Annotated in this window: 10 protein-coding genes; 6 read left to right on the forward strand and 4 right to left on the reverse strand. The window is 68.6% G+C overall.

The window, feature by feature from the left end; all coding sequences use genetic code 11:
* Positions 1–387 precede the first annotated feature (387 nt).
* The 4 genes from AC1DWP_RS06310 to AC1DWP_RS06325 form a co-directional block, all read right to left on the reverse strand.
* Positions 388–1,170 carry an alpha/beta fold hydrolase gene (locus tag AC1DWP_RS06310; protein ID WP_477613608.1) on the reverse strand — a complete coding sequence of 261 codons (783 nt, stop codon included), beginning with the start codon at positions 1,168–1,170 and terminating at the stop codon, positions 388–390.
* Between the two features lie 796 nt (positions 1,171–1,966).
* Positions 1,967–3,349: a glycoside hydrolase family 130 protein gene (locus AC1DWP_RS06315; RefSeq protein WP_477613609.1), complete on the reverse strand. Its 1,383-nt coding sequence runs from the start codon at positions 3,347–3,349 to the stop codon at positions 1,967–1,969.
* 32 nt (positions 3,350–3,381) lie between these two features.
* The gene (locus AC1DWP_RS06320; protein WP_477613610.1) at positions 3,382–4,512 is read right to left on the reverse strand and encodes a glycosyltransferase; all 1,131 of its coding nucleotides are present in this window, start codon (positions 4,510–4,512) and stop codon (positions 3,382–3,384) included.
* A 1-nt stretch (position 4,513) separates the two neighbouring features.
* A complete protein-coding gene (locus AC1DWP_RS06325) occupies positions 4,514–5,656 on the reverse strand; it encodes a glycosyltransferase (RefSeq protein ID WP_477613611.1) in 1,143 nt (380 codons plus the stop codon).
* Between the two features lie 348 nt (positions 5,657–6,004).
* Here AC1DWP_RS06325 and AC1DWP_RS06330 point away from each other — a divergent pair, with 348 nt between their 5' ends.
* From AC1DWP_RS06330 to narI, 6 genes are all read left to right on the forward strand, one after another.
* A complete protein-coding gene (locus AC1DWP_RS06330) occupies positions 6,005–7,141 on the forward strand; it encodes a glycosyltransferase family 4 protein (RefSeq protein ID WP_477613612.1) in 1,137 nt (378 codons plus the stop codon).
* A gap of 253 nt (positions 7,142–7,394) precedes the next feature.
* Entirely contained in the window at positions 7,395–8,645 is a 1,251-nt protein-coding gene (locus tag AC1DWP_RS06335; protein WP_477613613.1) for an MFS transporter, read from the forward strand.
* Between the two features lie 35 nt (positions 8,646–8,680).
* A complete protein-coding gene (locus tag AC1DWP_RS06340; protein ID WP_477613904.1) occupies positions 8,681–12,397 on the forward strand; it encodes a nitrate reductase subunit alpha in 3,717 nt (1,238 codons plus the stop codon).
* Entirely contained in the window at positions 12,397–14,046 is a 1,650-nt protein-coding gene (narH, locus tag AC1DWP_RS06345; protein ID WP_477613614.1) for a nitrate reductase subunit beta, read from the forward strand. The genes AC1DWP_RS06340 and narH overlap by 1 nt, the downstream gene beginning before the upstream one ends.
* Entirely contained in the window at positions 14,043–14,750 is a 708-nt protein-coding gene (gene narJ, locus AC1DWP_RS06350; protein WP_477613615.1) for a nitrate reductase molybdenum cofactor assembly chaperone, read from the forward strand. The genes narH and narJ overlap by 4 nt, the downstream gene beginning before the upstream one ends.
* Positions 14,747–15,475 carry a respiratory nitrate reductase subunit gamma gene (narI, locus tag AC1DWP_RS06355; protein WP_477613616.1) on the forward strand — a complete coding sequence of 243 codons (729 nt, stop codon included), beginning with the start codon at positions 14,747–14,749 and terminating at the stop codon, positions 15,473–15,475. The genes narJ and narI overlap by 4 nt, the downstream gene beginning before the upstream one ends.
* The last annotated feature ends 1 nt before the right edge of the window (position 15,476 follow it).

Here is a 15,476-nt window from a genome sequence, read left to right on the forward strand (position 1 = left end):
TCAGTCTCCGCGGGTCAGCGCACCCATCGCGGCGCTCGGGTGGGCACCGAGGTGGCGGCACGCTGAGCGGGCCGCGCGGACTGCTGTTGTCATCCGGTCGCTGTGCTCCCGGCTGCGTGCAGAGAGCCGTCCACGTGTCGGTCGCACACGGCGACCGCATTCCCGGTGGCGGCGTTCGTGCCCTCGTACACGTGGCCGATCACTGTTGAGCTGGAACCGGATTCGTGGGCGGAGGCGGTGCCCGCGGCGGCCGGCGAGCATCACTGCCGCCGTGGTGGCCGTGACTGTGGCAAGGATCGCTGTGTCGAGAACCGCATGCAGCGGTCGAGCATCTGCACCCTCCCGGGTGCGCCTCTGCGTGACCCCCGCCGGCCGACGATGATCGAGTCAGGTCGCCTGCGCCAGGGCGGCAGCGATCACTACAGCGGTCTGTTGAGGAGCCTCGTCCGGGAGGAGGAACACCGCACCAGGGATTGTCACCAGGGTCACGTGCGCAGCCGCCTGGAGGGTGGCGCGCTCGGCATCGGTGAGACCACCGTCCCCCTTCTCGGCGTGAACCACCCACGCCGGTATGCCGGACGCGGCCAGCCTGGTGGCGTAGTCGTTGTCCGCGGCGATGTAGTCGAGGTACTCGCGGCTGGTCCGGACCGAGTCTCCGGCCTTGTTCTGCTTGAGGTCCTCGATCAGCTCTCGCTTGTGTGGCTGGGGTGTCTTGGCAGATCTGGCCATGAGGGGCAGGAGCCGGAGCATGGTGGCCATTGGCCAGCTGCCCACCTTCTGCGATGTCCGGACGACGGCGCGGAAGAACCTGGCCTCGTCCTCAGTTGTCAGGCTGATGCCTAGGAGGACGACCGGGCCGCGGAAGTGACCGGACAGGTGCGCCTCCAGCGCGACCGTGGCGCCGTGGGAGAAGCCGACGATCACGTCACAGCGCTGTGCTTTGGCCAGTTCACCGACCAGGCGGGCCAGTCCGGGGATGGACACATCCCCGACCAGCGGGGCGCCGGCCATTCCCGGCAGCGTGGTGGCGACCAGGCGAACGCCGGACAGCGCCGGCTCGGCCATCACCAGATCGAACGAGCGGGCCGCGTTGGCTCCGCCCGGTATGAGCAGGACCGACTGGTCCGCATCCTCGGGTCCCGCGGTGACAAGCTCCCAGGCTTCCCTCATGGCATCTCCGCAACGACGGCTCCTGGTCTCGACGGTAGGCCAGGACGGCTCCTTGCGGAACGGTCTGGGGCGCAGTGGCTGCAGAGGAGCTCGTGGCTGGCCGAGCTGAACGGACGTCGTGCAGACCGCGCCCGAAGGCCTGGGCCGACTGGACCCACTCACCCCACCCACCTTCATCTGAGCCGAGGGCACCCCTCCGACAGCACCCTCACTGGCTCGGGCGTCGTCGCCCCATCTGACGGCGCGGGGCAGCATCCACCTCTTCACCCTTCGGCATCACGCGGCTCGACCGGGCCGCGTCCGAGAGGCGGTATCTCGCCCGAGAACAAGAGCGCACACCAAAGCAACTCCGCCACTGTCCGACGGGAGCTGCCCACAGCGAGATATCCACGCCCAGATCCCCTCCGGCGTGGATACCTCTTCCCACCGGACAGCATGCGCCCTCGCCGACCAACCCACAATGACCACTTCTGGGCATGTACGCCGCGGCGCATCGGTGGGAGCGTGAGCGTGCGCGTCCCCCCGCCCTCCCTGCGGGCGGGGGGACGCGTCTTCGCCCCGCATTGACCGCAGGGTTTCGACCCTTCAGTACCCACCGACTTCCGGGCGCACCATGGACGACAACCGCAGCGGATCCGCCCCCATCGAGGGCGACCGACTCATCGCAGTGGCAACCGGTGTCCTCATGGCATGGCTGGGGGTGAAGGCCGCCGGGCCGAGAAGGGCCTCCGTCGTGTCGTGCTCCTGACAATCCCTCGACATCAAGAACAGCGGCGGCGCCCCCAACGGTCCGAATCTACGGCCCCGCTTGCTGCAGAAGCTCGAGCAGGGGCTCGAGGTCCACGAATGCAAACCGCACCTCGGCATCGCTGCAGCCGTATGGCAGCACCAGCTGTCCGTCGTGGACGAGGCCGCCGCAGGAGTAGACGACGTTGGGAACGTATCCGTCACGCTCGTGCTCCGTGGCGGTCAGCATGGGCTTGGCGAGCGAACCCAGGACCCGCGAGGGGTCCTCGCGGTCAAGCAACATGGCGCCGAGCCCGTAGGTGCGCATTGGTCCGACGCCGTGGGTGATCACCAGCCAGCCGGCCTCTGTCTCGATCGGCGAACCGCACTGGCCGAGCTGCACGAGCTCCCATGGCCGCTCGGGACGGATGAGGGTCGTCGATGCTGCCCACGTGACGGCATCCTTCGACCGCGTAAGCCCCAGCGTCTCGCGGTCCCAGCGGGTCAGCGCGAGGTAGTCTCCGCCCACCCGCCGCGGGAAGAGGGCCATCCCCTTGTCGCGGGCGGACGGCCCCACCTGATGCCGGCTCTCGAAGGTCACGAAGTCCTCGGTCGTGAGCAGTCGTGGCGCGACGTTCGAGCCGTCGTAGGCGGTGTATGTGGCGTGGTAGGTCACCCGCCCGTCGTCGGTGAAGCGGACGAAGCGTGCGTCCTCGACGCCGTTCGCCTCGACCGGGACCGTGGGGAACACCACGCGTGAGGAAAGGGGTCGCTCGGCGTCGAAGCGCAGGCGATACGTCGCGTCGGGTGGCGCTTCGACCGTAGCCGCTGGAAGTGGGGCCGCTCTGCGGTTGCTCGACATCGTGCCGGGGGTCACGACGCCTGTGTCGGGGTGTGGGTCTGGCTCGTCGAGACGCACCTCGCGAGCGCCGCCAGCACCGTCAGCAGCGCCAAGGCCAGAAGAGCCGAGGACACCGGTACGGAACTCGATGCTCGAGATGTGACCCTCACCGACGGCGCGCAGGCTCATGACGAACCGCAGCTCCCCGTCCGCGAGCCCGCTCTGGTCTGGGTGTGCGACGAGCGAAGGGTTGAACAGGGCGGCTGCCTCGAGCGCGTACTCCTGGGTGAAGTAGGCGCCGAGGAGGTTCCGCCGGGTGGTGGAGAGGTCGCCGGCACCGTCGATCCGGTGGGCAACGAGGTCGAAGTGCTCGCGGAACATCGCGACCAGGTCGTGATGTCGGTGCGCGAACCCGGCAACCGTGTCGGCGAGCACCCGCGCGGCTTCGTCCTCGTCGAGCGACAGAACCCGGGCAATGACCGCGTCGGCCCGCGACTTGCCGGTGGTCAGCAGCTCCTGGCCGGGGAGGAACAGCCGCCCCAGCACCCGGCTCGGGTCCGGCCGAAGGGCGAGGGCGGCCCGGTGCACCCAGGCGTGGTCGTCAGGTGCCACGCGCACTTCGGTATGCCGGCCGCTCACCGCGGTCACGACGCCGCCGACGACGACGCGAAAGCGAGCGGGAAACCCGGGCCGTTGGTCACCCCGAGCCGCTGCGCCTGCTGGAACGTCGAGATCATCGCGATGGTCGACTCGGCGCCCTGGTTCTCGTTGCGACCGCCTGGTTCGAGGCCGTCGCAGCCACCCCCGCTGATGGGGTCGTGCAGGGAGGTGCGGGAGTCATTCGCCCCCTGGAACCAGGCGGAGCACCGGGAGACGGCAGCGCTCCAGCGCGGGTCCGCCGTGACGTCGAAGGCCCGCGCGCAAGCGTCCGCGAGCGCCGCGACCTCGATCGGCTGCTGGTCGAACTGGGGTCGGGTTTCGCCGAGGCCCCACCCGCCGGCCGGTGAAACCGACAGGTGGCCTCCGGCCGTTTCGGTGTCGAGCAGCCAGCTCAACATCCGTAGCCCCTCCGTCAGCCACTTCCACACCCCGAGCAGCGAGCCTGCGGCGACCAGGGTCTCGGCGAGGGCCGCGTTGGCGTAGCTGAGCCGTGACTCCGGCCAGTGCCAGCCGGCCACAATGGTTTCCGTCATCCCGAAGAGGGGGTCGGGGCGCGCGATGAGGGTTGCGGCATCTGCCAGCAACGCCTTGGCCACGTCGTCTCGTGGTCGCACGGTGAGGACCTCGGCCGCCCCCAGACCGGCGAACGCCATGGACCTCGGCCATGGTGAGCGGAGGGCGGCTCCTGCGCTGAAAGCTTGAGTAACCCGCCAGTCGACGACCTCGGGGGCCCGGGCAACGCCGGTGCCCAGCGCCCAGAGGGCACGCCCCCAGCAGTCCTCGACCGTCGGCTCATCGGACCACGATCCGTCGACGGCCCGGCGGTTGCGGAACTTCCCGCTCTCACCTTGGGCGTCGAGCACGAAGTTCAGGTAGGTCGATGCGAGCGCGGCGAGCTCGACCGTGTGGTCGGGCTGACGGACCGTGACGATGAAGGCGCGAGCGACGTCGTCGAGGCAGTAGCCGTGCTCGCGGCGGGGGACGGTCAGCTCGGCGTGTTCGAACAGTCCGACGTCGTCGGAGAGGTGGTGGAGGTGCCGGAAGGAGACCGGTGCCAGCGTCAAGGGCACGGCGGGGGCGTCGGTTGCCAGTGACGACGTGGTGAAGGTCGTCATGTCAGACCCTCACCGGGGCGGATGAGGCGATGACCTCGCGGGCGAGGGCGTCGTACTGCTGGGCGACTGCAGGCCAACGCATCTGAGGCGCGATCCGCTCGGCCTGGGCCGACATCGCGGCAGCGAGCCCCGGCTCGGTCAGCACCCTCCGCAGTCCCCGGGCGATGGCGCCCGGGTCTTGCCGTTCGACGAGCAACCCGGCACCGCGACCAAGCAGTTCTACGGCGTGGGGAAAGGCGGTGGACACCACCGGCCTGCCTGCTGCGACGGCCTCGGCGAGGACCCCCGAGGTCACCTGCTCCGTGGAGTCGTAGGGGAGCAGCACGACATCCGCGGCTGCCACGGCGAGGCCCAGCGCGTCCGCGGTGAGGTATCGCGCGTCGAACTCGACGAGGTCGCCGACCCCGAAGACGCGGGCCCGTTCGACGAGGGCGTCGCGGTAGCGCTCCCCCTCGTGCTCGATGATCTTGGGATGCGTCTGGCCGACGACGCGGTAGAGCGGCGCGAGGTCACGTAGCTGGGCGAGCGCCTCGATGCCCCACTCGATGCCCTTGCCTTCGCCGAGCAGGCCCCAGGTGAGGACGACGGGGCGGCGGTCGGCCGGCCGGGGAAGGTGCGCGTGGGCCGGCAGCACGCCCGGGGGCGCTCCATGGGGCACGACGCGGATCCGGTCAACGTCGAGGCCGTAGTGCGCGACCAGCCGGTCTCGGGCGGTACGGGTCATGGTCACGACGACCGCGCTGCGCTCGGCGAGCTCCCGCACGATCTCGCGCTGCCGGTTCGACGGCGCGACGAGGACGGTGTGGACGACCAGGACCATGGGCGCGACCAGCTGACGGGTGACGCCCAGGACGTCGATCCCGTCCTGGCCGCCGAAGATGCCGTACTCGTGCTGCACCACGACGACGTCGAAGCGGTCGAGGACGGCGGCGGCGGCCTCCGCGCCGCCCGCACTGCCACGCACCCACTGGTGGACCACCTCAGGCAGCGGGACCGGCTCCTGGACATCCACGACCTGCACGACTCCGACGGCGCCATCGCCACCGCCTTGACCGGCGAGGGACTCCGCGAGGGACCGGCTGAAGGTCGCCAGCCCACAGGGAGTCGGGGGGTAGGTGCTGAGGACTCCGTATGACACGGACATGGCGAGCCTTCCTTTGGTCGCCCCGCGTCGACAGCCGACGTGGAGCACAGCCACCCACAGGGGCGGCGACCTGCACGCACGGTGCGCTGGGGCCTACGCGGCGTGGTCACACGCAGGCCAGTCGAGACATCTTTGTCGCGATGCGTCTCGTTTCCTGACGAGACGGCGAGACTTCGACGGTAGCACCCTGCGGGCTCCCGCCCCCGGGACAATCATCCCTCGGGACCCTCGTGGGCGGGGTGGGGCGCTCCACGACGACTAGGGTGATGACGACGCCCCGTACCGCCCGCAGCCTCGCCGTAGCCGCGACCACGTCGGCACGTGCCGCGCACCGACGGACGGAGCTCCATGAGGATCGGCGTCATCGCCTCGATCGCCCACAGCCTGCCCCCTGTCGGCTACGGACCGTGGGAACAGATCGCCTCGACCCTCACCGAGGGGTTCGTCGAGCAGGGTCACGACGTCACCCTGTTTGCGACGGCAGACTCGACGACCTCCGCTCGACTGCACGCCACGGCACCGCACGGCTACGAGGAGTCCCCCGGCCTCGATGCCAAGGCCTGGGAAGGGCTGCACAACGCAGCCGTGTTCGAGCGGGCCGACGAGTTCGACGTCATCGCAAACCACTTCGACTTCATGCCGCTGACCTACAGCCGCCTGGTGCGTACCCCCGTCGTGACGACGATCCACGGGTTCTCCTCGCCCCGCATCCTCCCCGTCTACCGGGAGTACGACGACGTCGCCCACTACGTAGCCATCAGCGACGCCGACCGGCACCCCGACCTGCACTACGCCGCCACGATCCACCACGGCATCGACATGACGGCGTTCACCTTCGTCCCCGAACCGGGCAGCTACCTGCTGTTCCTCGGCCGCATCCACCCCGACAAGGGCACCCACCTGTCCATCGAGGTGGCTCGCCGCGCAGGGCTGCCACTGGTCATCGCGGGAATCGTCCAGGACGAGGACTACTTCGCCGAGGCCGTCGCGCCGCACGTGGACGGGATGGCGGTGACCTACATCGGCCCGGTAGGGCCCAGCCAGCGTGACGCCCTTCTGGGCGGCGCACTCGCCCTGCTGCACCTCATCGACTTCGCGGAGCCCTTTGGCCTCTCCGTGGTTGAGTCGCTGGCCACGGGCACACCAGTCATCGCCACACCCCTCGGCTCGATGCCCGAACTACTCCGAGACGGCCGGACCGGGTACCTCGTCACCGACGTCGAGGCCGCAGTCTCCGCGGTGGCGAACGTCTCGCAGCTCGACCGGCAGGAGTGCCACCAAGAGGCGATCACGCGCTTCTCATCCGACCGCATGGTCCGCGACCACCTCGCCGTGTTCGACCGGGTCGTTCGAGCCGGTGATGAAGGCCGCGCGACCGCATCGCCGCGGTCCGAAGGATTCGGCACCGCACGAGTCGGCGCCAGTCGGCTCGGCAAGGGCTATGGTCGGGACAGGTCCAACTCGTCGTCGCCCTGGACCCGGTGACTTCAGCTGCTGCACCGCTTGGCAGAGGAGACACCGTGTGGCACCACCCGGGAGCAGCGTCCCGACAGGCTCGAAGAGCCGACCGGGCATCTCCGACGAGCAGGACCTTTGGCCCTGATACACATGCACCGAAGCCACTGTGCTTGTTTCCGCGCCGCCCCACCACCGCCGGTGGGCCGAGAAGGAGACCAGCCATGGCCGAACAGGCCACCGCAACGCCCGTCGTCAACAGCTCCGTCGTCAGAGCACGACTGTGACCACCCCGATGACCACCACCCCGTTGACCTCGGACCATCAGCCCCGAGCGGCAACCAGATCGCCCTGGCTGATGCTGGCGATGGCCACCCTCGGCTTCGCGGTGAACTTTTGGGCCTGGGCCCTGATCAGCCCACTCGGACCACTGTTCCGGGCCACCGGGTCCCTCGGCACCCTGACCGAGTCCGACGTCGCCCTCCTCGTCGCTGTCCCCGTCGTGGTGGGCTCCCTCGGCCGCATCATCGTGGGCGGGCTGACCGACCGGTACGGCGGACGGGTCATGTTCCCGATCGTCTCAGGCGTGACCATCATCCCGACCCTCTTCATCGCCTTCTTCGCCCTCGACTCCTACGCCCTGCTCATCCTGGGCGGCTTCTTCCTCGGCATCGCCGGCACCGCCTTCGCCGTGGGCGTCCCGTTCGTGAACGCGTGGTTCCCGCCAGAGAAGCGCGGTCTCGCGGTCGGCATCTTCGGCGCCGGCATGGGCGGTACCGCGATCAGCGCACTGACCACCGTCAAGCTCACCGACCACCTGGGCGCAAAGGCACCCTTCCTCATCACCGCGGTGGTGCTGGCCGGCTACTCCCTCGCCGCCTGGCTGATCCTTCGGGACGCACCCGACCGAGTGGTGCCCACCACCTCACTGGCCTCGCGGATCTCTGCCAACGCCCGGCTCCCGATCACGTGGCAGGCGTGCCTTCTCTACGCGGTGGCCTTCGGTGGGTACGTCGCCTTCTCGGTCTACCTCCCGGCATACCTCAAGACCGCCCACCACCTCACCCCGGAAAGCGCGGCCAACCGGATGGCCGGCTTCGTGCTCATCGCGGTCATCCTGCGCCCCGTCGGCGGCTGGCTCGCCGACAAGGTGGGTTCGATCCCTGTGCTGGCCACGGGGTTCGGCGTCGTCGTCGTGGGCGCCGCCATCTCCGCCGGCACACCACCATTGCACGGCATCGGCACCGTCGCGTTCCTCGCGATGGCCGCCGCGCTCGGCTCCGGAAGCGGCGCCACGTTCGCCCTCATCGCCAAGGTCACTGAGCCCTCTCGGGTCGGGGGCGTGACCGGACTCGTCGGCGCAGCGGGAGGTCTGGGCGGTTTCGTGCCGCCACTGATCATGGGCTACGTCTACGGCCGCACCGACTCCTACGCCATCGGGCTGTGGATGCTCAGCGTCACCGCCGCGCTGGCACTGCTCCTCACCGTCACGGTCGTCCGCCGAACCGCCGCCCAAGGACAGGAAGCTCGTTGACCCCCTCGCACAAGAAGTCCACGTCCGACATCGGGATGGACGGCTCCCTCACGGAGGCCCTGGTCCGCACCCGGAGGTTCTTCACCAAGGGAACCGTCTCGGACGACCTCCGGACCATCTCGCAGGTCGGAGGGCGCGAAGCCGACGACTTCTACCGCGACCGCTGGAGCCACGACAAGGTCGTGCGGTCCACCCACGGGGTGAACTGCACCGGCTCCTGCTCGTGGAAGGTCTACGTCAAGGACGGGATCATCACCTGGGAGACCCAGCAGACCGACTATCCCTCGGTCGGCCCGGACTCCCCCGAGTACGAGCCCCGCGGCTGCCCCCGTGGCGCGGCGTTCTCCTGGTACACCTACTCCCCCACTCGAGTTCGCTACCCGTATGTGCGCGGCGTCCTGCTCCAGATGTTCCGCGAGGCCAAGTCCCAGCACGACGGGGACCCGGTGAAAGCCTGGGAGCACATCGTCGAGAACCCGTTGCGGGCCAAGGCCTACAAGTCGGCGCGCGGCAAGGGCGGCCTGGTCCGCGCCACCTGGGAGGAAGCCAGCGAGATCGTCGCCGCTGCGCACGTCCACACGATCAAGAAGTACGGGCCCGACCGCGTCGCCGGATTCTCGCCCATCCCGGCGATGTCGATGGTCTCGCACGCCTCCGGCGCCAGGTTCGTGAACCTCATCGGCGGCTCCATGCTGAGCTTCTACGACTGGTACGCCGACCTCCCCGTCGCCTCCCCGCAGGTCTTCGGCGACCAGACCGACGTCCCTGAGTCCGGTGACTGGTGGAACGCGGGCTACCTGATCATGTGGGGCTCCAACCTCCCCGTCACCCGCACCCCGGACGCCCACTGGATGACCGAGGCCCGCTACCGCGGCCAGAAGGTCATCGCTGTAGCCCCCGACTACGCCGACAACGTGAAGTTCGCCGACGAGTGGCTGGCTGCCAAGCCGGGTACCGACGCCGCCCTCGCGATGGCGATGGGCCACGTCGTGCTGAAGGAGTTCTTCGTCGACCGACAGACGCCCTACTTCACCGAGTACGTGAAGACCTACACCGACCTGCCCCACCTGGTCCGGCTCGAGGAGACCGCCGACGGTGAGTTCACGGCGGGCAAGTTCCTCACCGCCGCCGACCTGCCGGACCACGCCGACGTCGAGAACGCCGCCTTCAAGACCGTGCTCATCGACTCAGCCACCGGCAAGCCCGTCATCCCGAACGGGTCGCTGGGCCACCGGTACGGCGAGGCAGGGGTGGGCAGCTGGAACCTCGAGCTCGGCGACGTCGACCCGGTTCTTTCCCTCCTGGACACCGCGACTGAGTCCGTCGTCGTCCGTATGCCGCGTTTCGACACCCCTGACGGCGCGGCCGCCGACCTCCCTCGGGGCATACCCGTGCGCCGCGTCGAGGGTCACCTGGTCACCACCGTCTACGACCTGCTCCTCGCGCAGTACGGGGTTGGCCGGTCGCACGAGGGTCAGGCCCTTCCGGGAGTCTGGCCGACCGGTGACAACAGGGGTTACGACGACGCACAGTCGCCGTACACGCCCGCCTGGCAAGAGGCCATCACGGGAGTGCCGGCCGCCACCGCCGCTCGGATCGGGCGCGAGTTCGCCCAGAACGCCGAGGAGTCCAAGGGCCGGTCCATGATCGTCATGGGCGCCGGCACCAACCACTGGTTCCACTCCGACACGATCTACCGCGCCTTCCTCACCCTCACCAACCTCACCGGTTGCCAAGGCGTCAACGGCGGCGGCTGGGCCCACTACGTCGGTCAGGAGAAGGTCCGCCCGATCACCGGCTACACCCAGATCGCCAACGCACTCGACTGGAACCGGCCGCCGCGCAACATGATCCAAACGGCGTACTGGTACCTGCACACCAACCAGTTCCGCTACGACCAGTTCGGCGCCGACACCCTCTCGGCGACCACGGGCAAGGGCCAGCTCGCGGGCAAGTCCACTGCCGACGTCATCGCCCAGAGCGCCCGGATGGGCTGGATGCCGTCCTATCCCACCTTCGACCGCAACCCGCTCGACCTCAGCGACGACGCGGCTGCCGCGGGGAAGCCGATCGGCGAGTACGTCGTCGAACAGCTCAAGTCCGGCGAGCTGGACTTTGCCGGCGAGGACCCCGACGCGCCCAGCAACTACCCGAGGATCCTGTCGATCTGGCGGGCCAACCTCCTCGGCTCGTCCGGCAAGGGCAACGAGTACTTCCTCAAGCACCTGCTCGGCACCGACTCCTCGGTGCGAGCCACCGAGACACCTGAGGGGCAACGACCCGTCGATGTGAAGTGGAGGGACGAGGCACCGGAGGGAAAGCTCGACCTGCTCATGACGATCGACTTCCGCCAGACCAGCACCACGATCTTCTCCGACGTCGTCCTCCCCGCCGCCACCTGGTACGAGAAGCACGACCTCAACACCACCGACATGCACCCTTTCGTGCACTCCTTCAACCCCGCCATCGCCCCGCCGTGGCAGACCCGCACCGACTGGGATGCGTGGCAGACGATCGCCGAGAAGTTCAGCGAGCTCGCCGCCACGCACCTCGGTGTCCGCAAGGACGTGGTCGCCGTGCCGCTCACCCACGACACCCCCGACGCGATGGCCAACCCGCACGGGGTCGTGCGCGACTGGAAGAAGGGCGAGTGCGAGCCGATCCCCGGTGTCACGATGCCCAAGCTCGTCGAGGTCGAGCGTGACTACGGCGCAGTCGCACAGAAGATGAACGCACTCGGCCCCCTGGTGGACAAGCTCGGCGCGACCACCAAGGGCGTCACGTTCGCGCTCAGTCAGCAGGTCGACTACCTCCGGGCCAAGAACGGGGCGGTCCGAGGCGGCGTGGCCGACGGCCGGCCGTCACTGAAGAAGGACGTCAACGTGTGCGAGGCGATCCTCGCGATGTCCGGGACCACCAACGGGCACCTGGCGACCCAAGGCTTCAAGACCCTCGAGAAGCGCACCGGCGTGCGACTGGCCGATCTGGCCGAGGAGCACGAGGGCAAGCAGATCACCTTCGCCGACACCCAGGGTCCGCCCGTGCCGGTGATCACCTCGCCGGAGTGGTCTGGTTCGGAGACCGGCGGGCGGCGCTACTCACCCTTCACGATCAACGTGGAGCGCAAGAAGCCCTGGCACACCCTGACCGGGCGGATGCACTTCTACCTCGACCACGACTGGATGACCGAGCTCGGCGAGGGTCTTCCCGTCTACCGGCCCCCGCTCAACATGGCGGCGCTGTTCGCGGAGCCCGCGCTGGGCACCGTGTCGGACGGTTCGGCCGGCCAGGTCGAAGGGCTGACCGTGCGGTACCTGACCCCACACAACAAGTGGTCGATCCACTCGGAGTACCAGGACAACCTGTTCATGCTCTCGCTCTCGCGCGGCGGCCAGAACATCTGGATGAGCGACCGCGACGCGACCAAGGTCGGCATCAAGGACAACGACTGGATCGAGGCGGTCAACCGCAACGGCGTCGTCGTGGCCCGGGCGATCGTCTCGCACCGGATGCCGGAGGGAACGGTGTACATGTACCACGCCCAGGACCGGCTGATCGACGTACCGCTGGCGGAGACGTCCGGCAAGCGCGGAGGAATCCACAACTCACTGACCCGGCTGCTCGTGAAGCCGTCCCACCTGATCGGGGGGTACGCCCAGCTGACCTTTGCATTCAACTATCTCGGCCCCACCGGCAACCAACGTGACGAGGTCACCATCATCCGCAAGCGCAGCCAGGACGTGACGTACTGATGAAGGTCATGGCCCAGATGGCGATGGTGATGAACCTCGACAAGTGCATCGGGTGCCACACCTGCTCGGTGACCTGCAAGCAGGCATGGACCAATCGCTCGGGCACCGAGTACATCTGGTTCAACAACGTCGAGACTCGGCCAGGGCTCGGCTACCCGCGCACCTACGAGGACCAGGAGAAGTGGAAGGGCGGCTGGGAGCTCACCAAGAGCGGCCGCATGAAGCTCAAGGCAGGCGGACGCCTCAAGAACCTGATGACGATCTTCTCCAACCCGATCCTGCCCTCGATCGGCGAGTACTACGAACCGTGGACGTACGACTACTCCACCCTCACCGACGCGCCCGCCCAGGAGCACACTCCGGTCGCACGACCCAAGTCGCTGATCAGCGGCAAGAACATGAAGATCGAGTGGTCGGCCAACTGGGACGACGACCTCGGCGGCTCCACCGAGACCGCGCACCGCGACCCCATGCTGAAGAAGATCGCCGACAAGGTGAAGTTCGAGTTCGAGCAGACCTTCATGTTCTACCTGCCCCGGATCTGTGAGCACTGCCTCAACCCGTCGTGCGCCGCGTCCTGTCCCAGTGGCGCGATCTACAAGCGCGAGGAGGACGGCATCGTCCTGGTTGACCAGGACAAGTGCCGCGGCTGGCGCAAGTGCGTCTCGGGCTGCCCCTACAAGAAGATCTACTTCAACCACCGCACCGGCAAGGCCGAGAAGTGCACGTTCTGCTTCCCGCGTATCGAGGTCGGCCTGCCAACCGTGTGCGCCGAGACCTGCGTGGGTCGGCTGCGCTACATCGGCCTGATGCTCTACGACGCCGACAAGGTCCTCGCGGCGGCCTCGACCACTGACGACCAGGGGCTCTACGAGGCCCAGCGCGACGTGTTCCTCGACCCGTTCGACCCCGAGGTGATGCGTGAGGCGGAGAAGGCCGGCATCGCCCGCGACTGGATCGACGCGGCACAGCGCTCACCGATCTACGCCCTGATCAACACCTTCAAGGTCGCACTGCCGCTCCACCCGGAGTACCGCACCATGCCCATGGTCTGGTACATCCCACCCCTGTCCCCCGTCGTCGACGTCGTCGCAGAGACCGGGGAGGACGCCGAGGACAAGGGCAACCTCTTCGCCGCGATCGACGCCCTCCGGATCCCCATCGAGTACCTCGCCGAGCTCTTCACGGCCGGCGACGTCGAACCCGTTGACGCCGTCCTCAAGAAGCTCGCCGCGATGCGCTGCTACATGCGCGACATCAACATGGGCCGCGACCCCGACCCCTCGATCCCGGCTGCTGTGGGGATGAGCGAGGAGGAGATGTACGACATGTACCGCCTCCTCGCGATCGCGAAGTACGACGAGCGCTACGTCATCCCGCCGGCGCACGCCGAGCAGGCCCACTCCCTGGAGGAGCTGTCCACGGAGTGCTCCGTGTCGGACTACGGCGGCGGACAGCAGGACCTGTTCGGCGAGGGGTCCGGAATCCCGACGCCGATCGCGGTCGAGAACTTCCAGATGCTGCAGGACCGGCAGACCTCCGACTCGCTGGCCGGACCGAGCAACACCAAGGGCCGTGTCAACCTCCTCAACTGGGATGGCAAGGGCTCCCCGCCGGGGATGTTCCCACCAACGGGCTCCGACTCATGAGCAGCCGCCGTCAAAGACCGACCCTGCCCCCCGACCAGCTCACCATCGTGTGGCAGTCGGTCTCCCTGCTCCTCGACTACCCGGACGAGTTCCTCCTCGCCCGCGCCGACCTGCTGAGGTCCGCCTCGCAGCAGCTGACGCCGGCGGTAGGGGGCTCCATCCGGGCCTTCCTTGACCACCTCGAGTCCACTCCGCTGCCGGAGCTCCAGTCGGACTACGTCGAGACGTTCGACACCCGGCGCCGCTGCAACCTGTTCCTGACCTACTTCGCCCACGGGGACACCCGCAAGCGCGGGATGGCACTGCTCCGGTTCAAGCAGTCGTACCTCCGCGCCGGGTTCGAGCTCGACGACGGGGAGCTGCCCGACCACCTCTGTGTCGTGCTCGAGTTCGCCGCCACCGTCGACCAGGACATCGGCCGCGACCTGATGCTCGACCACCGGGCCGGCCTCGAGCTGCTGCGACTCTCGCTGCGGGACATGGGCTCGGCGTGGGCGCACCTGATCGATGCAGTCACCGCCACGTTGCCGCCCCTGCGTGGCGACGAGCGCGATGCCGTCCGGCGGCTCGCTGCCGAGGGGCCACCCGAGGAAGAGGTCGGGCTCGCCCCGTTCGCCAACCCGCAGTTCAGCCCCGGCGCGGACACCCGTGCCACGGCATCCATCGCCCTGCCCATGCCGTCGTTCCCGGGAGCCCGCACATGAACGAGTTCCTCTTCGTCATCCTCCCCTACCTGTGCCTGACGACCTTCGTGGTCGGTCACCTGTGGCGCTACCGCTACGACAAGTTCGGGTGGACCACGCGATCGTCCCAGCTCTACGAGAACAGCCTGCTGCGCATTGGCAGCCCGCTCTTCCACTTCGGGATGCTCGGCGTCGTCGGCGGCCACATCATCGGCCTGCTGGTGCCGCAGTCGTGGACGAACTGGGCCGGCGTCAGCCAGCACGCCTACCACGTGGTGGCCGTCACGGGAGGCCTGCTGGCCGGCGTGATGGCCGTGGTCGGCATGGCGATCCTGATCTACCGCAGACGCACCGTCGGCCCCGTCTTCTCCGCCACCACGCGCATGGACAAGGTCATGTACGCCTTCCTGGGCGTCGTGATCATGCTGGGCATGTGGAACACCATCGCCGGCTCGATCATGACGATCGGCGGCGAGTACAACTACCGCGAGGGCGTATCCGTCTGGTACCGCTCGTTCCTCGCGTTCCACCCCGACGCCTCCCTGATGGCGGACGCGCCGCTGGGATTCCAGCTGCACGCGCTCGTCGCCTTCGGGCTGTTCGCCCTGTGGCCCTTCACCAGGCTGGTGCACGTGTTCAGCGCGCCGGTCGGCTACCTGACCCGCCCCTACATCGTCTACCGCAGTCGCGACGACACCCAGCTCGGCAGCCACCGGCCTCGTCGCGGCTGGGACCGCGTCGGCTGAG

This window comes from Pedococcus sp. P2_F6, from assembly GCF_056403675.1.

Excerpts from the sequence above, each read along its gene's own strand:
- AC1DWP_RS06325 (WP_477613611.1), bottom strand. The coding sequence starts at position 5,656 with ATGTCCGTGTCATACGGAGTCCTCAGCACCTACCCCCCGACTCCCTGT.
- narH (WP_477613614.1), top strand. The coding sequence starts at position 12,397 with ATGAAGGTCATGGCCCAGATGGCGATGGTGATGAACCTCGACAAGTGC.
- narJ (WP_477613615.1), top strand. The coding sequence starts at position 14,043 with ATGAGCAGCCGCCGTCAAAGACCGACCCTGCCCCCCGACCAGCTCACC.
- AC1DWP_RS06320 (WP_477613610.1), bottom strand. The coding sequence starts at position 4,512 with ATGACGACCTTCACCACGTCGTCACTGGCAACCGACGCCCCCGCCGTG.
- AC1DWP_RS06330 (WP_477613612.1), top strand. The coding sequence starts at position 6,005 with ATGAGGATCGGCGTCATCGCCTCGATCGCCCACAGCCTGCCCCCTGTC.
- AC1DWP_RS06340 (WP_477613904.1), top strand. The coding sequence starts at position 8,681 with ATGGACGGCTCCCTCACGGAGGCCCTGGTCCGCACCCGGAGGTTCTTC.
- narI (WP_477613616.1), top strand. The coding sequence starts at position 14,747 with ATGAACGAGTTCCTCTTCGTCATCCTCCCCTACCTGTGCCTGACGACC.
- AC1DWP_RS06310 (WP_477613608.1), bottom strand. The coding sequence starts at position 1,170 with ATGAGGGAAGCCTGGGAGCTTGTCACCGCGGGACCCGAGGATGCGGAC.